Here is a 21,672-nt window from a genome sequence, read left to right as displayed (position 1 = left end):
ACCCCTCCTTACGGCCGCTTCGGCATCATCGCCGGCAGGGACTTGACGATGCGGCCCCGCACGAATTCCGGGCTCAGGCCCTTGAGCAGGTCGACCACCCGAATGCCCTTGGGCACATACCAATGCAGCCGCTTCGGGTTGTGGTAGGCCTGCCACGCGGCCTCAGCCACGCTGCTGGCGGGCATCATCCGGAACAGGCCCTTCTTGGGCGCGGCGGCGCGAAGCTCCTCCGCGGACATCGTCGACGCGGCGTCGTCGGAGTGGTTGGTGGTCGTGGTGAGGATGGCGGTGTCGATCAGGCCCGGCAGCACGTCGGCGACCCGCACACCGTGCCGCTGCCATTCCACGCTCAGCGCCTCCGTCAACCCCTTAACCGCGTGCTTGGTCGACGAGTACACCGCGATGCGCGGCATCCCGTAGGTGCCCGACGACGACGACGTCGAAAACATCAGGCTGCCCGGCGTTTTCCTCAGGTAGGGGAGCGAGGCATAGGCGCCGGTCAACACCGCCTTGAAGTTCACCTCGACGACGCGCATGGCGGCCTCGTAGGGCACGTCCTCGAACCAGCCCGATTCGCCGATGCCGGCGTTGTTCCACATCATGTCGAGGCCGCCGCCGTCGTTGCGGGCGCAGAAGTCGGCCAGCGCGCCGTCCAGCGCGGCCTTGTCGGTCACATCGACCGGCCTCGTCCACAGCCGGTCCTCACCCAACTCCTGCCGCAGCGTCGCCAGTCCGTCCGCGTTGCGGTCCACGGCGCCGACGCGCCACCCGTTGGCATGAAACAACTTCGCGCCCTCGCGGCCCATGCCGCTGCCCGCGCCGGTGATGAAGACCGACTGCACGACGCCTCAGCCCTCGGCCAAGTCTTTGATGCGGTTGAGCGTCTTGGTCATATCGCGGACGTTCCGCCGCTTGCGCAGAAAGCCGCCGAACAACCAGTAGACGCCCAGCCACGGCGCGGGGTTGAGCCGAAACGACTCCGTCACGTCGGTGCCGCCGTCACTGGGCGCCAACCGATAGTGCCAGTTGTTCACCACCCGGTCACCGAGCAGCACCGCGAAACCGAACTCGCGGCCGGGTTCGCACGCGGTGACCTCGCACGTCGTCCAATACACCGGCCCGATCTCGTTGCGCCGCACATGGCCCCGGAATTTGGCGCCCAGCGCGGGCCCGGTCGCGTCACCCAGCCATTCCGCCTCGAAGACCTCGGGGGAGAACCGCCCGGTGTTGCGGACATCCGCGATCAAATCCCAGATCTTGTCCGCGGGCGCGGCCATGTGAACCGTCGACGAACCTTCCATGGGCTTGATCCAAACACAGCTTCGCGTTCGGTCATAGAGCCCTGACGGCCGAATCGTCAGTGCGGGATGGCCGCCTGGATGAGGCCGTTGATGATCTGCTTGATGCCCTGCGCGGGATGCGTATACATCCCGATCGGAAGGCCCGACTGGGCACCGCACTTCGGCCAGGGGTCGAGTCCGTCTTCTGCGAAAACCCGGTTGGCCACCGCGATCTGCTGCTCCCGGGATGCGGCCGCCGGATTGCCGACGCCGCCGTAGCGGGCCCAGGTGCCCGGCTTGAATTGCAGCCCACCGTATTCGCCGTTGCCGGTGTTGGCGTGCCAGTTGCCGCCGGACTCGCATTGCGCGACCGCGTCCCAGTTGGGGGCCGTGGGAGCCGCGTGCGCCACTCCGGCTGAGGAGGTCAGCAACGCTGCAACGAACCCGCCGACCATCGTGGACTTGACGAGAGGCTTGCAGTGTTTTCTCATGCCAGGAATTTCGCGGGGCGTGTCCGAAGCGTTACCGATTCGAAAATGCCGCGAGATAGGCCCTCTAGCAGGGTAATTGGGCCTTTCACCAGCCGAAACGCAGCTTTAGAAATTGGTGAGAAATGGATAAATTAGCCCTGGCAACACGCGTCGATAAAGGCCCCATAACGCGCTACTGCGCCCGACGAGGTCGTCGGGCGCAGTAGCGGATCGAGAAGATCAGGCGGTTATCCACCACCGCCGGTCGCGCCCAGGGCGCCCTGCAGGTCGGGCTTCATGGCGTTGAGCTGCGCTCCCCAGTACTCCCAGCTGTGGGTGCCGTTGGCGTTGAAGTTGAACACGGCGTTGTGGCCGCCGGCCGCGTTGTAGGCGTCCTGGAACTTCAGGTTGCTGCTGCGCACGAAGTTCTCCAGGAACTCGGCGGGCATGTTGGCCCCGCCCAGCTCCGACGGTGTGCCGTTACCGCAGTAGATCCACAGCCGGGTGTTGTTACCGACCAGCTTGCCGACCTGAATCGTCGGGTCGTTGCGCTGCCACGCCGGGTCACTCGACGGGCCCCACATCGCATCCGGCTTGTAGCCGCCGGCATCACCCATGGCGAGACCGATCAGCGACGGGCCCATGCCCTGCGACGGGTCCATGAGCGCCGACAGCGAGCCGGCGTAGATGAACTGTGCCGGGTGGTAGGCGGCCAGGATCAGCGCGGAGGAGCCGGACATCGAGATTCCGATCGCGGCGCTGCCGTTGGACTTGACGCCCTTGTTGGAAGCGAGATACCCGGGCAGCTCGCTGGTCAGGAAGGTCTCCCACTTGTAGGTCGAGCAGCCGGCCTTGCCACACGCCGGGCCGTACCAGTCGGCGTAGAAGCTGGACTGCCCGCCGACCGGCATCACGACCGAGAGGCCCGACTTGTAGTACCACTCGAACGCCGGGGTGTTGATGTCCCAGCCGTTGTAGTCGTCCTGGGCCCGCAACCCGTCGAGCAGGTACACCGCCGGTGAACCGTCGCCGCCGCTCTGAAACTGGACCTTGATGTTGCGGCCCATGCCGGCGGACGGCACCTGCAGGTATTCGACCGGCAGCCCGGGGCGCGAGAATGCCCCTGCGGTCGGCGCACCCCCGGCCAGACCGATCAGCCCCGGCAGGGTGGCAGCCGCCGCTGCACCGATCAACAGCCGACGCCCCCAGGCCCGCACCTTCTCGCTCACGTCTGTCATACCTGCCCCTTGTCCGTATGTGATGGCGGTCTCAGCAGGAATTTACCGGGTGATTCGGCCAAATGTCGATCAGGACGCGAACGCGTCTCGGTTTTATATCGGTTTTTTTGCACGGAATTCGCGATGTGGATAAGCACAGCGCAGCGGTCGCCGGTCGCGCGAGCCACCGATTGCCCATCACGAAGCCCGAGGCAGCGACCCGTTTTGGCGTAGCGACCCAGGCCGGGGGCGGTATGCGACTTCGGCGGGCCGGGCGCGCGGCGAAATGGCGGCACCGTTTTCGCCGAACCGCGTGCCCCACATACCGGCGCGCCGCCCGCGGAACGAAGTCGCGGTGGAAGTTGGTCGCCCACGCGTTCGATTGCCGCGGAACGAATGATCGGTAAAACATAGCCTATGAAATCGGCGTGCGACCTGCCGTTTTGCGCTCGCCTACGCGGCGCTCCGCGGCGTGCGGACCGTGAGCTTGACGGGGATTTCGAACCGGGGCAGCCGAACTTGCGAAGACCGCGTAGGCTCTCACGGAGCAAGCCGATGGAGACCACGCGATCCCGGTCCGTTCCGGCTCTCAAGAACCGCCACACCAGCGGCCTTTGTGCTGCGTGAGGGTGATTGGGAGCACCGGATGTCCGGGACTGATTGAGGTGCAGATTTGGATACGGTACTGGGGCTATCGCTGACGCCGACCACCGTCGGGTGGGTCCTCGCTGACGGACACGGCGCCGACGGCACCATCCTGGACCACCAGGAGTTGGCTCTGCCCTCCGGCCGCGGGGTGCGCGCCCTCAATACCGCAGAGCAGGTGGCCGACGAGGTGCTGCGCGTGGACGCGCTGGCGACCGCGAGCGAGCGCCGGCTCCGTGTCATCGGGCTGACCTGGAACGACGACGCATCCGCGCAGGCCGCGTTGGTGTTGGAGGCGTTGACCGACGCCGGTTTCGACAACGTGGTGCCGGTTCGGCTGCTCGAAGCGGTCGAGACCCTGGCCCGCGCGATCGCACCCGTCATCGGCTACGAACAGACCGCGGTCTGCGTCCTCGAGCACGACGGGGCGACCGTCGTCATGGTCGACACCCACGACGGCGAGACGCAGACGGCCGTCAAGCAGGTCCGCGGCGGCTTCGACGGACTGAGGTCCTGGCTGCGCGGGATGTTCGACCGGCGCACCGGGTGGCGACCCGGCGGGGTGGTCGTCGTCGGCGCGGACAGCGACATCAACGGGTTTTCCTGGCAGCTCGAAAAGGCGCTGCCCGTACCGGTTTTCGCGCAGACCATGGCCCAGGTGACAATCTCCCGCGGCGCGGCACTGGCCGCGGCCCGAAGCACCGAGTTCACCGACGAGCAGCTGGTGGCGTACGTCGGCGAGCCCGTCGCCGCGGCCCCGGCGCCGCGCCGGAGGTTCTCCCATGCCGGGGCGGCGGCCGCCCTGGCCGCAGGCGCGGTGACGTTCGTCGCCTCGCTGTCGCTCGCGGTCGGCATTCAACTGGCTCCGGACAGCCAGCCCGCCCCGGCCAGGCACGAGGTGCACGAGCCGGCGCCGCAACTCGCCCAGGCCATCGCGCCGCCGCCGGCCGCCGCGCCGATCGCGCCCCAGCCGAAGTCCGTCGCCGCCGAAACGGCACCGGACGCGGGGCCGCCGCGCGAGCAGAACGCGGTGCCCGCCGAGCAGCCTCCGGATCCGGGCGCCCGTGGCCCCTACCTGACCCGCGTGCTCGAGCACATCCCCGGCGACGCCGGTGACGCGGCGCCGCCCGCGCCTTAGTTGCCCTTGGCCCGCACCGCGGCGAACGCGACCGACACCTCGTCGGCGACCTTCACCGAGCCCATCAACAACGAGTAGGGCTTGACGCCGAAATCGGTTTGCCGAACGGTGGATTCGGCTGTCATCCGCCACGCGTCGCCGAGATCTTCTGTGCGCAGGTCGATTACGTGCTTGCGGGACTTTCCGTGGATGTGCAGCTTCCCGGTGAGCCGGTAGCCGCCGTCCGCCTCGTCGATCGAGTCCGCGGCGAAGCGGATCTTCGGATAGCGGTTGGCGTCCAGCGACTTCAGCGCGTTCGAGCGCACCAGCGCCTTCTCCGGCGCGGACAGGCCCTTGACCCCGCCCTCGCCGCGCAGCACGTCCAGCGAGTCGACCTCGACGGTGAGCTCCGCGGTGACCGGCTCGCCGCCGGCCCAGGCCACCGTGGCCGCCCAGCGGCTCATCGCGATGGTGAGGCGATGCCCCATCCGCGGTGCCCTGCCCGCGACGCCGGTGCGGATCAGCAGCTCACCGTCTGATGCGTCGATGGTCCACCGGTCGGTCACAAACCGACTGTGTCACGTGGTCAAAACAGTGCGGTAGTGCGCCCGGCCCCGCTGCAGCGTGGCGTAGCCCTCGGCGGCCTGCGCCAGCGGTAGCTCCTCGATCCACGCGCGCACACCGGACAGCAGCGCGAAGTGCATGGTGTCCTCGACGTCCTTGGCCGTGCCGGACGGATGCCCGACGATGCTCAGGCCTGGGTTGATCAGCTGCACGGGGCTGATGGGCAGGGGCTCGGGGGTCACGCCGATGGTGACCAACTCACCCTGGGGCACCAGGCCGCCGATCGTGTCCGCCATGGCCTGGGAGTTGCCGGCGGTGCCAAGCACGACGGACACCCCGCCCAGCGCCCGCAACGCCTCCGAGACGTCGGCCGCGGTGGAGTCGATGTAGTGATGGGCGCCGAGTTTCTTGGCGTCGTCGGCCTTGCCGGTGCCGCGCGCGATCGCGATCGTTTCGAAACCCATTGCGCGGGCGAACTGCACGCCGAGGTGACCGAGCCCGCCGACACCGAGGATCGCCACCCGGTCGCCGGGCAGCGCCCGGGTGTGGCGCAGCGCGTTGTAGGTGGTGACGCCGGCGCAGCCCATCGGCGCGGCCTCGGCGTCGGACAGCCCGTCGGGAATCCGGGCCAGGGCGCTGACCGGCACGGTCACCGACTCGGCGTAACCGCCGGGGTACTGCCAACTGGGCACCTTGCCGTTGGCGCAGTGAATGAAAACGCCCTTGCGGCACGGGTCGCAGCGGTAGCAGCACCCACCGAACCAGCCGACCGCGACCCGGTCACCGACCGCGAAGCCCTCGACGCCGTCGCCGAGTTCCGCTATCTTCCCGGCGATCTCGTGGCCGGGCGTCAGCGGCCACGACATCCCGGGAAACCCACCGGAGACGAAATTGGCGTCGGTGCCGCAGATGCCGCACGCGGACACCGTCAGCCGTACCTCGTCGCGGCCCGGTGACACCGTATCGACGTCGACGAGCTCCAGCGGTGCGCCGGCGGATTTCACATGAACAGCACGATGGGTCGTCATGCGGCTGGTCCTACTGCGCCACAGTGCCTTTCGCCGCGTCGGTGTGATAGTCGACCTGCCAGTGCTTGATGCCGTTGAGCCAACCCGACCGCAGCCGCTCCGGCTTGCCGATCGATTCGAGGTCCGGGATGCCATCGGCGATCGCGTTGAACATCAGGTCGATGGTCATCCGCGCCAGGTTGGCGCCGATGCAGTAGTGCGCGCCGGTGCCGCCGAAGCCGACGTGCGGGTTGGGATCGCGCAGGATGTTGAAGGTGAACGGGTCGTCGAAGACGTCCTCGTCGAAATTGGCCGAGCGGTAGACCATTACGACGCGCTGGCCCTTCTTGATCGTCACGCCGGACAGCTCGTAGTCCTCCAGCGCGGTGCGCTGGAAGGACGTGACCGGGGTGGCCCAGCGGACGATCTCGTCGGCCGCGGTAGCCGGACGCTCCCGCTTGAACAGCTCCCACTGGTCGGGAAAGTCGGTGAAGGCCATCATGCCCTGGGTGATGGAGTTGCGGGTCGTCTCGTTGCCGGCCACCGCCAACAGGATCACGAAGAAGCCGAACTCGTCGTCGGAGAGCTTGTGGCCGTCGATGTCGGCCTGGACCAGCTTGGTGACGAGATCTTCGCCCGGATTGGCCGCCCGGTCGGCGGCCATCTGCATGCCGTACATGATGAGTTCGACCGAGGCGGTGATGGCGTCGTTACCGGCGAATTCGGGGTCCTGGTCGCCGACCATCTCGTTGGACCAGTGGAAGAGCTTCTTGCGTTCGTCCTGCGGCACACCCATCAACCCGGCGATGGCCTGCAGCGGCAGCTCGCACGACACCTGTTCGACGAAGTCGCCGCGCCCCTCGGCGGCCGCTTCCTCGACGATGCGCCGGGCGCGCTCGGCGAGGTCTCCGCGCAGGCGCTCGATGGCGCGTGGGGTGAAGGCCCGCGAGATGATCTTGCGCAGCCGAGTGTGCTGCGGCGCATCCATGTTGAGCAGCACGAACTTGCCACGCTCGACCTGCTCGCCGACCGTGCCGTCCTTGTAGCGGGGCAGCGCGGTCTTCTCCAGGCTGGAGAAGACGTCGCTGCGCAGTGAGACCTCTTTGACGTCCTTGTGTTTGGACACCACCCAGAAGCCGCCATCGTCGAAACCGCCCGCCCCGATGGGTTGTTCGTTCCACCAGATCGGCGCCGTGCGGCGCAGCTCGGCCAGTTCTTCGACCGGCAATCGCTCGGCGTGGATGTCCGGATCGGTGAAGTCGAAGCCCGGAGGCAGATTGGGAACCGGCTTGGCCGTCGACTCGGCAGTTGACATGGCGCGCTCCTCGATACGAATTCGTCTAGGCGTCCTGCTGCAAGGAAACCATTGCCGCACCACGGTTGGGAAGCATTGCGGCGATATCGCCGCCCGGAATTGCAACACGTTCTATCGGAGTCGGTGAGGTCCGCCCCGAACGATCTTGTGGCCGGCGGCGCAACCGATATGCTTTTGTCCAGGTCACCGGCGACAGGCGGGGTGGAACATGATTCGGGAATTGCTGAGCGCCGCTTCCATGGCGGGCATCACGATCGGAATGGCGCCGTGCGCGGCCGCCAATCCGCACTACGACGGCGACGTGCCGGGGATGAACTACGACGCGTCACTGGGCGCGCCGTGCGACAACTACGAAAGCTTCATTTTCGGACGCGGCCCCAGCGGGCAGGCCGAGGCCTGCCACTTCCCGCCGCCCAACCAGTTCCCCGCGGCCACCACCGGCTACTGGGTCATCTCCTACCCGCTGTACGGGGTGCAGCAGGCGGGCGCGAAATGCCCGGGCCCCCAGGCGGCGGCGCAGTCGGACCGGGGGCTGCCCATGCTCTGCCTGGGGGACCGCGGGTGGCAAGAGGGCTGGTTCACCGGTGCGGGATTCTTCCCGCCGTCGGAATGACCGGCTGAGCCGATGAACGCGGCCCGGCCCGCACAAGCGCCGGTCCCACGCTGGCTGCGCTTCGTCCTAGCGTCGGATCGCGCCGGCTCCGCCTGGTACATCGGGGCGGGCTTCTTCTTCGCGCCGGTGCTCGCGGTGCTGTCGCCCTGGCCGACGGTCACCGCCGTGCTCTGGGGCGTCATCGGCGTGGCCGGCCTGTGGCTGGGCCTGCTCGGCGTCGCCATGGCCGTCGGCCTGGCGCGAATCTTGCGCTCGGGAGCCGAGATTCCCGAAGACTACTGGCGCACGCTGGTCGACTACTGACGGCCGCCCGCCGCGGCTACAGTCGTGTCCAAGATGGTGCAATGAAGGGAGACTCCGATGGGCTTCAATCCCAAAGACGCCGTAGACGCGGCCCGGGACATCGCGACCAACGCCGTCGAAAAGGCCTCGGACATCGTCGAAAACGCCGGCGACATAATCCGCGGTGACATCGCGGGCGGCGCCAGCGGCATCGTGCAGAGCTCCATCGACATCGCGACTCACGCCGTCGACCGGGCCAAGGAAGTGTTCACCGGCCGAGACGACTTCGTGGAAGACCTCGACGACGAGTAGCCCGGTCGTCAGCCGCCGGCGGCCTCGTTGAGCTCGTCCAGCCGGCTGGTCGCCTCCAGGTACTCCTGCACCCAGCGTTCGATGACGGTCGACGTCTTCTCCACCTTGGTGAACTGGCCCACGACCTGACCGACCGGGTTGAACGCGACGTCGACGGACTCGTTGGGGTACCTGTTGGTGGCCCGCACCGCCATGCCGGAAACCATGTACTGCAAGGGCATTCCGAGCGGCTTGGGGTTGTCCGGTCGCTCCCAGGCTTCCGTCCAGTCGTTGCGCAGCATCCGCGCCGGCTTGCCGGTGAACGAGCGGCTGCGGACCGTGTCGCGGCTGCCCGCCTTGACGTAGGCCTGCTGCTGCACCGGCGTGTTCGAGGATTCCTCGACCATCAGCCACTGCGAGCCGGTCCACGCGCCCTGGGCGCCCAGCGCCAGCGCGGCCGCGATCTGCTGGCCACTGCCGATGCCGCCCGCGGCGAGAACCGGGACCGGCGCCACTTCCTTGACGACCTGCGGCCACAACACAATCGAGCCCACCTCGCCGCAGTGCCCACCGGCCTCGCCGCCCTGGGCGATGACGATGTCCACGCCCGCGTCGGCGTGCTTGCGGGCCTGCGAGGGGGAGCCGCACAGCGCGGCCACCTTGAGCCCGGCGTCGTGGATGTGCTTGATCATCTCGGCCGGCGGCGTGCCGAGCGCGTTGGCGATCATCTTGACCTTGGGGTGCTTCAGCGCCACTTCGACCTGCGGGGTGGCCGTCGCCTCGGTCCAGCCGAGCAGTTGCAGGCTGTCGCCGTCGCTGTCCTCGATCGGCACCCCGTGGTCGGCGAGGATCTTCTTGCCGAAGTCCAGGTGCTCCTGGGGCACCATTTTGCGCAGCGTCTCGGTCAGCTCCTCGGCCGAGAGGTGCGAGTCCATGCCCTCGTATTTGTTGGGGATGACGATGTCGACGCCGTAGGGGTGGTCGCCGATGTTCTCGTCGATCCAGTTGAGCTCGATCTCCAGCTGCTCGGGGGTGAAGCCGACGGCGCCCAGCACGCCGAACCCGCCGGCCTTGCTGACGGCGACCACGACGTCGCGGCAGTGGGTGAAGGCGAAGATCGGGAACTCGATACCGAGGTCGTCGCAGATCGGGGTGTGCATGCCTACTCCTGGAAGCTTGACCGACGCTGGGAAATGCTGGGGAAATTGGAACGTGTTCTAGTTTAGTACGCGCGGCGTTGACGTGGCCAGCGGCCCTTCGTCGGAGCGCCGGCACTACGAGGTTTCACAATGCCGGAGAGCCCCGGCCAAACCTGAGAAACGGCTGACCGATTGTTGTAAATGCGTCTAATTCACAGCACGCACCGCTAGCATCCCGCTCATCGTTGATTGCTCGAAAATGGCCCATCGGGCGGGTTATTGGAGGTTGTCAGATGTCGTTTATGGCTGCAGTTCCGGACGTCGTGGCCACGGCCGCCGAGCATCTGGCGGGCATCGGGTCCTCGCTGAGCGAAGCCAATTCGGCGGCGGCGGCCCCGACGACCGGCTTGGTGGCCGCTGCCGAGGATGAGGTGTCGGCGGCGATCGCGTCCCTGCTTTCCAGCCATGGCGCGCAATTTCAAGCGGTCAGCGCCCAGGCCTCCGCGTTTCACGCGCAATTCGTCTCGGCCCTGGCGAACGCCGGCGGCGCCTATGCGGCCGCCGAAGCCGCCAACGCATCGCCATTGCAGACCCTCGAACAAGACCTGCTCGGGGCCATCAATACCCCGACTCAGCTGCTGTTGGGGCGTCCGCTGATCGGTCCCGGAACCAACGGGGCCGCGGGGACGGGCCAGAACGGCGGGGCCGGCGGCCTGTTGTGGGGAACCGGGGGCTCCGGCGGCTCGGGTGCGCCCGGTCAGGCCGGTGGTGCCGGCGGGGCCGCCGGTCTCTTCGGTTGGGGCGGCACCGGCGGGGCCGGGGGAGCCGGCGCGGCGGGCGGCCAGGGCGGCACCGGTGGGTGGCTGTGGGGCAACGGCGGCGCCGGCGGCGCCGGTGGGGCCGGCGGCGGGGCCGGCGGTGCAGGCGGCAATGCGCTGCTGGCGGGGCTCGGTGGGGCCGGCGGGGCCGGCGCGGCCGCCGCCGCGGGCGGTAACGGTGGGGCCGGCGGGGCCGGCGGCGCCGCCGGGTTCCTCGAGGGGATCGGCGGGGTCGGTGGGGCCGGCGGCGACGCCACGACCGGGACCGGCGGGGCCGGCGGGGCCGGCGGCAACGGGCAGGGCCTCTTCCTCGGCTTCGGCGGGGCCGGCGGCCACGGCGGTGCCGCCACCACCGGTACGGGCGGGGTTGGCGGAGCCGGCGGGAACGGCTTCGCCCGCAGCCCGTTCGGGATCGACTTGAGCCTCGGCGGCAACGGCGGCGCCGGCGGGAACGCGACCGCGGCCCTGGGTACCGGCGGCGCCGGCGGCGCGGGCGGCGCCGGGGCTTCCAGCGGGTTCTTCGGAATCGACTTGGCCCAGGGCGGCGCCGGCGGCGTGGGCGGCACCACCATCACCGGAACCGCCGGGGCGGGCGGGGCCGGCGGCCTCGCCGCCGCCCCCGACTTCGTCGGTTGGGGCGCTGCCATTGGCGGCAACGGTGGGGCCGGCGGTGCCGCCAGCGGAGTAGCCGGAACCGGCGGTGTCGGCGGCATCGGCGGCGAGGCCGCGACGCTGGTCGGCATCGGCGGCGGCGGTGCGGGCGGGGCCGGCGGCGCGTCGGCGCTCGGCACTGGCGGCTCGGGCGGGACCGGTGGGCTGGGCGCCGGGCTGCAGGCCGGCCTGGGCGGTAACGGCGGGGCCGGTGGCAACGCTCCCCTCGGCCTCGGCGGAAACAACGGCGGTGACGGCGGCGCGGGCCTCGGGTTCTTCGGCTACGGCGGCGCCGGCGGCGACGCCGGCACCGGCGCCGGACCCGCCAACGGCGGCAACGGCGGCAACGCCGGCCTGATCATGAACGGCACCTACACCCCGTCGATCTTCGGTCTCGGCGGCAACGGCGGCAACGGAGTCGGCCTCGGGCACGGCGGCACCGGCGGCCTCGCCGGCACGATCGGCGCTCCCGGGATCAACGGCAAGCCGTAGCGGCTCAAAGCGTTTCGCTACCCCCAAGCGCCGGACCGACGAGCTCTTGATCCCTTCCGGCGCGGCGGGGTAGCGTTGTGCTGCCAATTACGAAACTGTCCGTAGCGTAATTGCTCCGATTGGTCTGGAGCCCCACCTAGCGGAAGGATCGGCCCGATGCGCAGCCGTTACGCCGGCCATCCTTTCACCACGCCGACGGCCGAGATCGCGACCGCGCTCGAGGATGTCAGCATTCCGACGCTGCTGCTCTCCCTCGTGCACATCACCGGCGACCCGCGGTTCATCCGGGACTTCAAGCCGATGGGCATCTTCCTCAACGAGGTGCAGGGGTTCATGTCGGAGGAGGACAAGGCGCGCGCCCGCGCGGTGGCGTTGCCGGTGCTCGCCGGCTACCGGGACCGCGGCTGTCCCGAACCCGAACCGCTGAGCATCGAGCTCATCCGGGAGATGATGGACTGGGCCGCCTGCGAACACGTGACCGACGACTACCTGCCCTTGATTTTGGAGGAGATGGATCTCGACGGCACCGACCCGCGCCGCCCGCCGGCCCTGCCGACCGAATCCGCCGCCGGGCTGCCGGTCCTGGTGGTCGGCTGCGGCGAATCCGGCCTGCTGGCCGGTGTGCGCCTCAAGCAAGCCAACATCCCGTTCACCATCGTCGAAAAGAACCCCGGCCCCGGCGGAACATGGTGGGAGAACAGCTATCCCGGCGCCCGCGTCGACGTCGCGAACCATTTCTATTGCTACAGCTTCGAACCCAACAACGACTGGACCCACTTCTTCGCCGAGCAGTACGAGCTGCGGGACTACTTCACCCGGGTGATGAACAAGCACGGGCTGGCCGAGCGCGTCCGCTGGAACACCGAAGTCGTTGCGGCCGAATGGAACGACGCCGACGGCAGCTGGAGCGTGTCGCTGCGCGGCGCCGACGGGCGGACCGACACGCTCACCGCGCGGGCCGTCATCACCGCGGTCGGTCAGCTCAACCGGCCCAACGTCCCGGAATTCGACGGCGCCGACACCTTCGCGGGGCCCGCGTTTCACTCCGCGGCCTGGGATCACTCGGTCGACCTGACGGGCAAGCGGGTCGCGCTGATCGGGGCCGGCGCCAGCGGTTTTCAGATCGCGCCCGCGATCGCCGGCAGGGTCGAGCGGCTCACGGTGTTCCAGCGCACCGCGCAGTGGATGTTCCCCAACCCGATGTATCACGACGAGGTCGGCGACGGCGTGCGCTGGGCGATGCGCCATCTACCGTTCTACGGCCGGTGGTACCGGTTCCTCGTCCTGTGGCCCGGCGCCGACAAGGGACTCGACGCCGCCGAGGGCGACCCGGGCTACGCCGACTCCGACCATGCCGTCAGCGACATCAACGCCGCCGCCGCGATGATGTTCTCGCAGTGGATCACCGGTCAGGTCGGCGACGACGACGAGCTGTTGGCCAAGGTGATGCCGGACTATCCCGCCTGCGGCAAGCGGACCCTGCAGGACAACGGCAGTTGGCTGCAGACGCTGCAGCGCGACAACGTCGAGCTGGTCCGCACCCCGATCCGGCAGATCACCCCGCACGGCGTGGTGACCGAGGACGGCGCGACGTACGACGCCGACGTCCTCGTCTATGCCACCGGGTTCCGGCACACCGACGTGCTATGGCCGCTGAACATCCGCGGCCGCAACGGGGTTGACCTGCACCAGATGTGGGGGAGTCGTCCATACGCCCACCTGGGCATCACGGTCCCGGGGTTCCCGAACTTGTTCGTCATCTATGGGCCCGGTACGCATCTCGCCCACGGGGGCAGCCTGATCTTTCAGTCCGAACTCCAGATGCGCTACATCGACCAGTGCCTGCGGCGGCTGGCCGAGGACAGGCTGCACTCGGTGGAGCCCAGGCCCGAGCCCGCCGAGGAGTGGCATCGGCGGACGCAGACCCAGATCAAGAAGATGGTGTGGTCGCACCCCGCGGTCAAGCACTCCTACTTCAAGAACGCCGACGGCGAAATCCACACCGTCAGCCCGTGGCGGCTCAACGAGTACTGGGCCGCGATACGCGAGCCCGACTGGTCACAATTCGTAGTGCGACAAGGAAAGTGAGCACAGCTGCATGCGAACCGTAGTCGTCGATGGGCCCCGCAGCATCCGGGTCGACACCCGCCCCGACCCGGCGCTTCCCGGCGCCGACGGCGCGATCGTCGAAGTCACCGCGGCCGGGATCTGCGGATCCGACCTGCACTTCTACGAGGCCGACTTCCCGCTCGCCGAACCCATCACGCTCGGCCATGAGGCGGTGGGCACCGTCGTCGAGACCGGCCCGGAGACGCGCACCGTCAAGGTGGGCGATCGGGTGATGGTGTCGTCAGTGACCGGCTGCGGCGCCTGCCCGGGCTGTGCCACCCGCGACCCGGTCATGTGCCACAACGGCTTTCAGATCTTCGGCGGCGGTGTGCTGGGCGGTGCCCAGGCCGATCTGCTGGCGGTGCCCGCCGCCGACTTCCAGCTGCTCAAGATGCCCGACGGGATCAGCACCGAGCAGGCGCTACTGCTCACCGACAACCTCGCCACCGGCTGGGCGGCGGCGCAGCGCGCCGACATTCCCTACGGGGGGACTGTGGCGGTCATCGGGCTGGGGGCTGTCGGCTTGTGCTCGCTGCGCAGCGCGCTCTTCCAGGGTGCGGCAACGGTTTTCGCCGTCGACCGCGTCGATGGGCGGCTCGACCGTGCGGCGCGCTGGGGAGCCACGCCGGTCAAGGCGCCGGCGGTCGAGGCCATCCTCGCCGCGACGGGCGGGCGGGGCGCCGATGCCGTGATCGACGCCGTCGCCACCGACGCCTCGCTGACCGACGCGCTCAACACGGTGCGGCCCGGCGGCACCGTCTCGGTCGTCGGTGTGCACGACATGAACCCGTATCCACTCAACGCGCTGGGCTGCCTGATCCGCAGCACCACGCTGCGCATGACCACCGCGCCGGTGCAGCGCACCTGGCCGGAGCTGGTCCCGCTGCTGCAGTCCGGCCGCCTCGACGTCGACGGCATCTTCACCACGACCCTGCCGTTGGACGAGGCGGCCAAGGGCTACGCGACCGCCGAGTCGCGGTCGGGCGACGACGTCAAGGTCCTGCTGACGCCGTAGTCCCGCTCAGCCCGACCGGGTCGCGGTGATGTATTGCGAGTTCATGAAAGCGTCGATCTTCACGTCGACCCCCGGCGGCGTCATCCCGTAGCCGGCCTGCAGATCCAGCGTGTTGCGGACCGGCTCGACGGCCCACCCGTGCGCGGCCAGCGCTTCCGCGGGATCGGTCTTGGGCTCGTAGGTCAGCGCGGAGAAGTCCACGTCGCCGGACATGTTGACGCCGGGGTGGTCGGTTTCCAGGGCGCTGAGCTGCTCACGGTCCAGCCGCGAACCCAGCGCGCCGATGGCGATCCGGCTGCCCGGCGCGCTGAGCCCGCTGATCCGGGTGAACAGCGCGTTCTGCGCCTCGTCGGTCAGGTAGGGCAGCACGCCCTCCACCGACCAGGCGCTGGAGGCTTCGGTGTCGAAGCCGGCCGCTTCCAGCGTCCGCGACCACTCGGTGCGCAGGTCGGCGGCGACCTCGATCCTGCGGGCCTTCGGCGTCGCGCCCCGTTCGCCGAGCACGCGCGCCTTGAATTCCAGGACTTTCGGTAGGTCGACTTCGAAAACTGTTGTGCCGGAGGGCCAGTCAAGCCGGTACGCCCGGGAATCCAGTCCCGCCGCGACAATGACGGCCTGCCTTATCCCTGCGGCGCCTGCGGCGTCGAAGAAGTCGTCGAAGAACCGGGTCTGCACCCCGTACAGGCGCGGAAAGGCCGTCTCGTCCTCGGAAGTTCCCGGGTTGGCCAGCGCATCCGCCAGATATTGGTCGCGCGACGCGTCGATGAACACCTTGGCGTATTCGTCGCGCACCAGCGGCTGCGGGCTCACGGCGTGCAGTGCCCGCCATCCCGCCACCAGCAGCGCGGTGTAGCCCACGCTGCTCACGATGTCCCACTGGTCGTCGTCGGATCGTTGCGACCCGAACTCAGGTGTCCCCATAGCAGCCCAAGCTACCCAAGCTCCAGCATCACGGTCACCGGGCCGTCGTTGACCAGCTCGACTTGCATGTGCGCGCCGAACACACCGGTCCGTACGTCGGCGCCCAGTGCGCGCAACGTCTCGCCGAATGCGGTGACCAGCGGTTCGGCCAGCGCGGCGGGGGCGGCCGCGTTCCAGGACGGCCGGCGGCCCTTGGCGGTGTCGGCGTACAGGGTGAACTGGCTGACGACCAAGACGGGCGCGTGGACGTCGGCCGCGGACCGTTCGTCGGCGAGAATGCGGAGATGCCATAGCTTTTCGGCCAACCTCCGCGCAGTGTCGGGGTCGTCGCTGTGGGTGACGCCGACCAACGCCAGCAAGCCCTGGCCGTCCGGCCGGATGGCACCCACCACCTGGCCGTCGACCGATACCGACGCCGAGGAGACTCGTTGCACCAAGACCCGCATGGCCCTCGATGCTGCCAGGCGTTCTCGGTAGGCTCGTCACGTGTCTGTGCTCGTCGCGTTTTCGGTCACCCCGCTGGGCGTCGGTGAGGGGGTCGGTGAGATCGTTGCCGACGCGGTCCGCGTGGTCCGCGAGTCCGGGCTGCCCAACAAGACCGATTCGATGTTCACCGTGATCGAGGGCGACACGTGGGAAGAGGTGATGGCCGTCGTGCAGCGCGCGGTCGAGGCCGTGGCGGCGCGCGCGCCCAGGGTCAGCACGGTGATCAAGGCCGATTGGCGAGCCGGGACCCACGATGCGATGACGCAGAAGGTCGCCTCGGTCGAGCGCCACCTGTCCGGCTAGTCGCTCACCGCGTCCCGGAACGCCCGTTCCGCGGCGGCGCCGTGGACCGCGAACACCACCTTCTGCAACGAGTTCGCTCGGTGTCGGCGCACGGCATCGACCATCAACCGCGCCGCGTCCTCGAGCGGAAACCCGCCCACACCGGTGCCGAACGCCACCAGCGCCAATGACCGGCAGCCGAGTTCGTCGGCTCTGCGAAGCGTCGAAGCGGTTGCGCGCGCGATGACCTCGGCGGAGGTGGGGCCGCCTGGCTCCATCGTGGCCGCGTGAATGACGTAGCGCGCCGGCATGTCGCCCGCGGTGGTCTCGACCGCGTCCCCGAGGCCGATCGGCGCCTTCTCGGTCGACTCGCGCTGCACCTCGGGCCCGCCCGCGCGGGAGACCGCCGCGGCGACACCTCCGCCGTGCCGCAGCTCAGTATTGGCCGCGTTGGCGATGGCGTCGACTTCGAGCTTGGTGACGTCGGCCTGCAGGACCTCTAGCTCGATCATCGGCTCATTGTCGCGCACACCTAGCCACATGCCGGCCGGTTGATTAGCGTGGCGCGCATGGAGAAGGTCATGGTGCGAATCGCATGACCGGCGGCCAGGGCGGGGCCGGCGGTCAGGGCGGGGCCGGCGGCCGCGGGGGCGCCGGCGGACGCGGCGGCGCCGGCGGACGCGGCGGCGACGGCGGACGCGGCGGCGACGCCGGCCCCGGCGGCCAGCCCGGCGAGGGCGGCGAAGGCGGCGCCGGCGGCGCACCCGGCCCGGACGGAACTCCCGGCCAGCCCGGCCAACCGGGCCAGCCCGGGCAACCCGGCCAGCCGGGTCAGCCCGGTCAGCGGACGTAAACGCCGCCAGTAGGCTCATCCCGGTGAGCGCACGCGCAGGCATCGTCGTCACCGGAACCGAAGTCCTCACCGGACGAGTCCAAGACGCCAACGGGCCCTGGATCGCCGATCGCCTGCTGGAACTCGGCGTGGAGCTGGCCCACATCACCATCTGCGGCGACCGCGCGAAAGACATCGAAGCGCAGCTGCGCTTCATGGCCGACCAGGGTGTCGACCTGATCATCACCAGCGGTGGCCTCGGGCCGACGGCCGACGACATGACCGTCGAGGTGGTGGCTCGCTTCTGCGGGCGCGAATTGGTGCTCGACGCCGAGGTCGAGGAAAAGATCGCGAACATCCTCAGGAAGCTGATGGGTCGCAATCCCGCTTTCGACGCAAGCGATTTCGACTCGATCAGGGCCGCCAACCGCAAGCAGGCCATGGTCCCGGCCGGCGCGCAGGTGCTCGACCCGGTGGGCACCGCGCCGGGCGTGGTGGTGCCGGGCAAGCCGACGGTGATCGTGCTTCCCGGGCCGCCGCGTGAGCTGCAGCCCATGTGGTACACGGCGATTGAGACGCCCGCCGCGCAGGAGGCGATCGCCGGCCGAACCACTTACGAGCAGAAGATGATTCGGATGTTCGGGTTGCCGGAGTCCGGGCTCGCCGAAACGCTGCGCGACGCCGAACAGAGCGTCCCCGGCTTCGCGGCGCTGGAGATCACCACCTGCCTGCGCCGCGGCGAGATCGAAATGGTCACGCGCTACGAACCCGACGCCGCCGATGCCTATGCGCAGCTGACCAAGCTGCTGCGCGACCGGCACGCCCAGCAGCTCTACTCCGAGGACGGCTCGAGGGTGGACGATCTGGTCGCGGCATTGCTCACCGGCCGGCGGATCGCGACGGCGGAATCGTGCACCGCGGGCCTGCTGGCGGCGCGGCTGACCGATCGGCCCGGGTCGTCGGATTACGTGGCGGGCGGCGTGGTGTCCTATTCCAACGAGGCGAAGGTGCAGCTCCTCGGCGTGGACCCGGCCCTGATCGACGAGCACGGCGCGGTATCCGAACCGGTGGCCGAGGCGATGGCGGCGGGTGCGCTGCGGCGCTTCGGCGCCGACACCGCTGTCGCGATCACCGGCATTGCCGGCCCGGGCGGGGGGACCCCCGAAAAGCCCGTCGGGACAGTCTGTTTCACGGTGGCGCTCGATGACGGCGGGACCGACTCCCGCACGCTGCGCATGCCCGGGAATCGCTCGGACATCCGCGACCGGTCGACGACGGTGGCGATGCACCTATTGCGCCGCATGCTGAGCGGCAGGCACTGACGCCGAGCGTCACGCCGGCAGATGACGCTAAGCTGTCATCATGCGCAGGATGATTCGACGGGCGGGTCGCTACGTGGTTCGGGCGATGGGCAGGGGAGGCCTTCGTCCCGGTGTAGATCTCTCATCCAAAGCCTCTGTCGCCGAGGCGATGGACGAGGGCACACCTATCGCAGCCATGCGCTGACGTCGACATTCACGCCATTTCGGTTGGCAGAAAGCTACTTTCGGCGGTGCCGAAGCGAATCCCGGTGGCGTCCTTACCGATCAGCGTGAGCACCGCCACCGCGATCAGCACCGGCACGATCGTCGCCGCCAGCGCAAACGGATACCCGTGCGATTCGGCCAGGCGTTCCTGGATGGGCAAATTGAACGCAGCCAGCAGGTTACCGAGTTGGTAGGTCACGCCGGGATACAGGCCGCGGATGGCGTCCGGCGACATCTCGGTCAGGTGGGCGGGAATCACGCCCCACGCGCCCTGCACGCACAGCTGCATAAAAAACGAGCCGAGGCACAGCATCGCCGCCGTGCGCGAATAGGCGAACAACGGCACGATCGGCAGGCCCAGCAGCGCGCAGAACACGACGGTGTAGCGGCGGCTGAACCGCTGTGACAGCGTCCCGAAGAGCAGCCCGCCGACGATGGCGCCGACGTTGTAGACCACCACGATCCACTTGACGGTCGTGCTGGACAGCCCCGCGCCATGGTTGGCGGTCGCCCCCAAAAAGGTCGGGTAGACGTCCTGGGTGCCGTGGCTCATCCAGTTGAACGCGGTCATCAGCAGCACCAGGTAGACGAAACGCCGGACGATCGCGGCGTCGCGCAGCACGTCGCGAATCCTGGTGCTGGTCAGCCGCATTCGGTCCTGGGCGGCCTCCCACACCTCCGATTCCTCGACCCGGTAGCGGATGATCAGGCTGATCAGCGCCGGGACGATGCTCAGGCCGAACAGCCAGCGCCACGACAGCCCCAGCCAATCCATCACCACCAGTGACGCGATGCTGGCCAGCAGATAACCGAACGCGTAACCCTCCTGCAGCAATCCGGAGAAAAACCCGCGACGCTCGACGGGGACCTTCTCCATGGCCAGCGCGGCGCCCAGCCCCCACTCACCGCCCATGCCGATGCCGTACAGCAGCCGCAAAATCACCAGGACGGTGAAGTTGGGCGCGAACGCGCACAGGAACCCCACCACGGAGTAGAACATCACGTCGACCATCAGCGGCAGCCGCCGGCCGACCCGGTCGGCCCACAGCCCGAACAACAGCGCGCCGACGGGCCGCATGACCAGGGTGGCCGTGGTGACGAACGCGACCTCGGCCTTGCTGTGGTGAAACGTCTTTGCGATGTCGGCGTAGACGAGCACGACGATGAAGTAGTCGAACGCGTCCATCGTCCAGCCCAGCAACGCCGCGACGAAGGAATTGCGTTGGTCGGCCGTCAGCTTCTGCCGGGGACGGGGTGTGGTCACGTCAGCATCGTGCAGTACCGGGTGGCATTGCGCGAGAGTAAGTTGCCGATACATGCGAATCATCGACGCCGACGGGCACGTCGCCGAGAACTCCTCGCTGGCGGTCGAGGCGATCAAGCGCTGGCCCGATCACGTCAAGCCGGCGGCCGACGGGAGCCGGATGACGTTCGAAGGCCGCAACTACCCGCAGGACGAGGGCCCGGGCGCGGGTTGCCCGCCCGCGCACGGGATCAGCAACGCGCCCGACATCAACTGCCGCTCACCCGAGGGCGTGCTGGGCGACGCCGATCGCGACCACATCGACACGATGGTGCTGTATCCGAGCCTCGGGCTGTGCGCACCCAGCCTGGAAGACCCCGGGTTCGCCGCAGGGTTCTCGCGCCTGTACAACGAGTGGATCGCGGATTTCTGCGCCTCGTCGGGCGGCCGGCTGCGCGGTGTCGCGGTCACGCCCGTCGAGCACGGCCAAGCGGCCATCGACGTGATGACCGAGGCCAAAGACCTCGGGCTGGTGGCCGCGCTGGTCCCGCCGGCGCTGAAGACCCGCAACCTCGACCACCCCGACCTCGACCGGTTCTACGCCGCCGCAGTGGACCTGCAGATGCCGCTGGGCATTCACGGCGCGCCCGGCATCCATCTGCCCAAAATCGGCGTGGACCGGTTCACCAATTACATTCAGGTGCACTGCATCAGCTTTCCGTTCGACCAGATGACGGCGATGACGGCGATGGTCTCCGGCGGCGTCTTCGAGCGTCATCCGCGGCTGCGGGTGGCCTTCCTGGAGGCAGGGGCGGGCTGGGTGCCGTTCTTCATCGACCGCCTGCACGAGCACTACGAGAAGCGCGGCGACTGGGTCGAGCGGGGGTGGCGCCGCGATCCGCACGAATATCTCAAGGCGGGCAACATCTTTGTGACCTGTGAGCCCGAGGAACCGATCCTGCCCGGCGTGATCGATGTGCTCGGCGCCGACTTCATCATGTTCGCCAGCGACTACCCGCACTGGGACGGCGAATGGCCCGAAAGCACCAAGCACCTGCGCACCCGCGCGGACATCAGTGAGGAGGCGCGCGAAAAGATCGGCGCGCTCAACGCGCAACGCTTCTACAACCTGAACTGAACTCTGGGCGCTTGGTGCTGATCGTGTTACCAACCCCACTCGTCATCGCCCAGGACGTCTACGGTGACTCCGTTGTCGGCAGGCCGTTCCGTCCCGTAGAGAAAGGTGAGCAGAGTGCGGTCCTCGCCCAGGGACTCGGTCCCCACGACCGTAGCGTGCCCGACCTTCATGCGGATCCTGTCTCCGGGCTTCAATTCGTCAATACGTTTAAGGGGCACG

22 protein-coding genes and 1 pseudogene are annotated in these 21,672 nt (G+C 68.9%); 11 read left to right on the top strand and 12 right to left on the bottom strand.

Annotated elements, in window-relative coordinates:
• Window positions 1-8: 8 nt before the first annotated feature.
• The 4 genes and pseudogenes from AC5Y43_RS07655 to ag85B form a co-directional block, all read right to left on the bottom strand.
• Window positions 9-842: an SDR family oxidoreductase gene (locus tag AC5Y43_RS07655; RefSeq protein WP_499971024.1), complete on the bottom strand. Its 834-nt coding sequence runs from the start codon at window positions 840-842 to the stop codon at window positions 9-11.
• Between the two features lie 6 nt (window positions 843-848).
• Window positions 849-1,320: pseudogene (locus AC5Y43_RS07650) on the bottom strand (SRPBCC family protein).
• 37 nt (window positions 1,321-1,357) lie between these two features.
• The gene (gene rpfC, locus AC5Y43_RS07645) at window positions 1,358-1,771 is read right to left on the bottom strand and encodes a resuscitation-promoting factor RpfC (RefSeq protein ID WP_499971021.1); all 414 of its coding nucleotides are present in this window, start codon (window positions 1,769-1,771) and stop codon (window positions 1,358-1,360) included.
• A 227-nt stretch (window positions 1,772-1,998) separates the two neighbouring features.
• Window positions 1,999-2,988 (bottom strand): diacylglycerol acyltransferase/mycolyltransferase Ag85B, encoded by a 990-nt coding sequence (gene ag85B, locus AC5Y43_RS07640; protein ID WP_499971017.1) that lies wholly within the window; start codon window positions 2,986-2,988, stop codon window positions 1,999-2,001.
• Window positions 2,989-3,640: 652 nt separating this feature from the next.
• Here ag85B and AC5Y43_RS07635 point away from each other — a divergent pair.
• Window positions 3,641-4,750, top strand: a complete 1,110-nt coding sequence (locus AC5Y43_RS07635; RefSeq protein WP_499971013.1) for a DUF7159 family protein — start codon at window positions 3,641-3,643, stop codon at window positions 4,748-4,750.
• On the opposite strand, the gene AC5Y43_RS07630 is transcribed toward AC5Y43_RS07635, so the two are convergent.
• Genes AC5Y43_RS07630 through AC5Y43_RS07620 form a run of 3 tightly spaced genes read right to left on the bottom strand, consistent with a single transcriptional unit; the run spans window position 4,747 to window position 7,615 of the window.
• Complete coding sequence (locus AC5Y43_RS07630) at window positions 4,747-5,295, bottom strand: YceI family protein (protein WP_499971010.1); 549 nt, start codon at window positions 5,293-5,295, stop codon at window positions 4,747-4,749. The two genes, AC5Y43_RS07635 and AC5Y43_RS07630, sit on opposite strands and share 4 nt — an antisense overlap.
• Before the next feature lie 12 nt (window positions 5,296-5,307).
• On the bottom strand, window positions 5,308-6,321 hold the full coding sequence (locus AC5Y43_RS07625) for an alcohol dehydrogenase catalytic domain-containing protein (RefSeq protein WP_499971008.1): 1,014 nt from the start codon (window positions 6,319-6,321) through the stop codon (window positions 5,308-5,310).
• A 10-nt stretch (window positions 6,322-6,331) separates the two neighbouring features.
• On the bottom strand, window positions 6,332-7,615 hold the full coding sequence (locus AC5Y43_RS07620) for a cytochrome P450 (protein WP_499971007.1): 1,284 nt from the start codon (window positions 7,613-7,615) through the stop codon (window positions 6,332-6,334).
• Window positions 7,616-7,823: 208 nt separating this feature from the next.
• Between AC5Y43_RS07620 and AC5Y43_RS07615 the strand changes: the two genes are divergently transcribed.
• The 3 genes from AC5Y43_RS07615 to AC5Y43_RS07605 are packed head-to-tail and all read left to right on the top strand — an operon-like array spanning window position 7,824 to window position 8,822.
• Complete coding sequence (locus AC5Y43_RS07615; protein WP_499971005.1) at window positions 7,824-8,228, top strand: hypothetical protein; 405 nt, start codon at window positions 7,824-7,826, stop codon at window positions 8,226-8,228.
• Between the two features lie 12 nt (window positions 8,229-8,240).
• The gene (locus AC5Y43_RS07610; protein ID WP_499971003.1) at window positions 8,241-8,531 is read left to right on the top strand and encodes a hypothetical protein; all 291 of its coding nucleotides are present in this window, start codon (window positions 8,241-8,243) and stop codon (window positions 8,529-8,531) included.
• 57 nt (window positions 8,532-8,588) lie between these two features.
• Entirely contained in the window at window positions 8,589-8,822 is a 234-nt protein-coding gene (locus AC5Y43_RS07605) for an Rv1893 family protein (RefSeq protein WP_499970999.1), read from the top strand.
• A gap of 8 nt (window positions 8,823-8,830) precedes the next feature.
• On the opposite strand, the gene AC5Y43_RS07600 is transcribed toward AC5Y43_RS07605, so the two are convergent.
• Entirely contained in the window at window positions 8,831-9,961 is a 1,131-nt protein-coding gene (locus tag AC5Y43_RS07600; protein WP_499970995.1) for a nitronate monooxygenase, read from the bottom strand.
• 272 nt (window positions 9,962-10,233) lie between these two features.
• On the opposite strand from AC5Y43_RS07600, the gene AC5Y43_RS07595 reads away from it, so the two are divergent.
• The 3 genes from AC5Y43_RS07595 to AC5Y43_RS07585 all read left to right on the top strand — a co-directional run bounded on the left by AC5Y43_RS07595 (window position 10,234) and on the right by AC5Y43_RS07585 (window position 15,025).
• On the top strand, window positions 10,234-11,901 hold the full coding sequence (locus AC5Y43_RS07595) for a PE family protein (RefSeq protein WP_499970991.1): 1,668 nt from the start codon (window positions 10,234-10,236) through the stop codon (window positions 11,899-11,901).
• A 156-nt stretch (window positions 11,902-12,057) separates the two neighbouring features.
• On the top strand, window positions 12,058-13,989 hold the full coding sequence (locus AC5Y43_RS07590; RefSeq protein ID WP_499970987.1) for a flavin-containing monooxygenase: 1,932 nt from the start codon (window positions 12,058-12,060) through the stop codon (window positions 13,987-13,989).
• Between the two features lie 10 nt (window positions 13,990-13,999).
• Window positions 14,000-15,025 carry an alcohol dehydrogenase catalytic domain-containing protein gene (locus AC5Y43_RS07585; RefSeq protein WP_499970984.1) on the top strand — a complete coding sequence of 342 codons (1,026 nt, stop codon included), beginning with the start codon at window positions 14,000-14,002 and terminating at the stop codon, window positions 15,023-15,025.
• A 6-nt stretch (window positions 15,026-15,031) separates the two neighbouring features.
• On the opposite strand, the gene AC5Y43_RS07580 is transcribed toward AC5Y43_RS07585, so the two are convergent.
• Window positions 15,032-15,946: a class I SAM-dependent methyltransferase gene (locus AC5Y43_RS07580; protein WP_499970979.1), complete on the bottom strand. Its 915-nt coding sequence runs from the start codon at window positions 15,944-15,946 to the stop codon at window positions 15,032-15,034.
• Between the two features lie 11 nt (window positions 15,947-15,957).
• Complete coding sequence (dtd, locus tag AC5Y43_RS07575; RefSeq protein ID WP_499970974.1) at window positions 15,958-16,392, bottom strand: D-aminoacyl-tRNA deacylase; 435 nt, start codon at window positions 16,390-16,392, stop codon at window positions 15,958-15,960.
• Between the two features lie 40 nt (window positions 16,393-16,432).
• Between dtd and AC5Y43_RS07570 the strand changes: the two genes are divergently transcribed.
• Complete coding sequence (locus AC5Y43_RS07570; RefSeq protein ID WP_499970971.1) at window positions 16,433-16,735, top strand: MTH1187 family thiamine-binding protein; 303 nt, start codon at window positions 16,433-16,435, stop codon at window positions 16,733-16,735.
• Here the strand turns inward: AC5Y43_RS07570 and AC5Y43_RS07565 are convergent.
• On the bottom strand, window positions 16,732-17,226 hold the full coding sequence (locus tag AC5Y43_RS07565; RefSeq protein ID WP_499970966.1) for a macro domain-containing protein: 495 nt from the start codon (window positions 17,224-17,226) through the stop codon (window positions 16,732-16,734). The two genes, AC5Y43_RS07570 and AC5Y43_RS07565, sit on opposite strands and share 4 nt — an antisense overlap.
• Before the next feature lie 83 nt (window positions 17,227-17,309).
• On the opposite strand from AC5Y43_RS07565, the gene AC5Y43_RS07560 reads away from it, so the two are divergent.
• Together AC5Y43_RS07560 and AC5Y43_RS07555 are read left to right on the top strand one after the other, a co-directional pair.
• Window positions 17,310-17,567 carry a hypothetical protein gene (locus AC5Y43_RS07560; RefSeq protein ID WP_499970962.1) on the top strand — a complete coding sequence of 86 codons (258 nt, stop codon included), beginning with the start codon at window positions 17,310-17,312 and terminating at the stop codon, window positions 17,565-17,567.
• Between the two features lie 23 nt (window positions 17,568-17,590).
• Window positions 17,591-18,868 (top strand): competence/damage-inducible protein A, encoded by a 1,278-nt coding sequence (locus AC5Y43_RS07555; protein WP_499970956.1) that lies wholly within the window; start codon window positions 17,591-17,593, stop codon window positions 18,866-18,868.
• Window positions 18,869-19,061: 193 nt separating this feature from the next.
• Here the strand turns inward: AC5Y43_RS07555 and AC5Y43_RS07550 are convergent, their stop codons facing one another.
• Window positions 19,062-20,399 (bottom strand): sialate:H+ symport family MFS transporter, encoded by a 1,338-nt coding sequence (locus AC5Y43_RS07550; protein WP_499970954.1) that lies wholly within the window; start codon window positions 20,397-20,399, stop codon window positions 19,062-19,064.
• Here AC5Y43_RS07550 and AC5Y43_RS07545 point away from each other — a divergent pair.
• Entirely contained in the window at window positions 20,389-21,453 is a 1,065-nt protein-coding gene (locus AC5Y43_RS07545; protein ID WP_499970952.1) for an amidohydrolase family protein, read from the top strand. The two genes, AC5Y43_RS07550 and AC5Y43_RS07545, sit on opposite strands and share 11 nt — an antisense overlap.
• The last annotated feature ends 219 nt before the right edge of the window (window positions 21,454-21,672 follow it).

The organism is Mycobacterium sp. NGS57, assembly GCF_059812405.1.
This window is presented reverse-complemented; position numbering and strand designations above follow the sequence as displayed.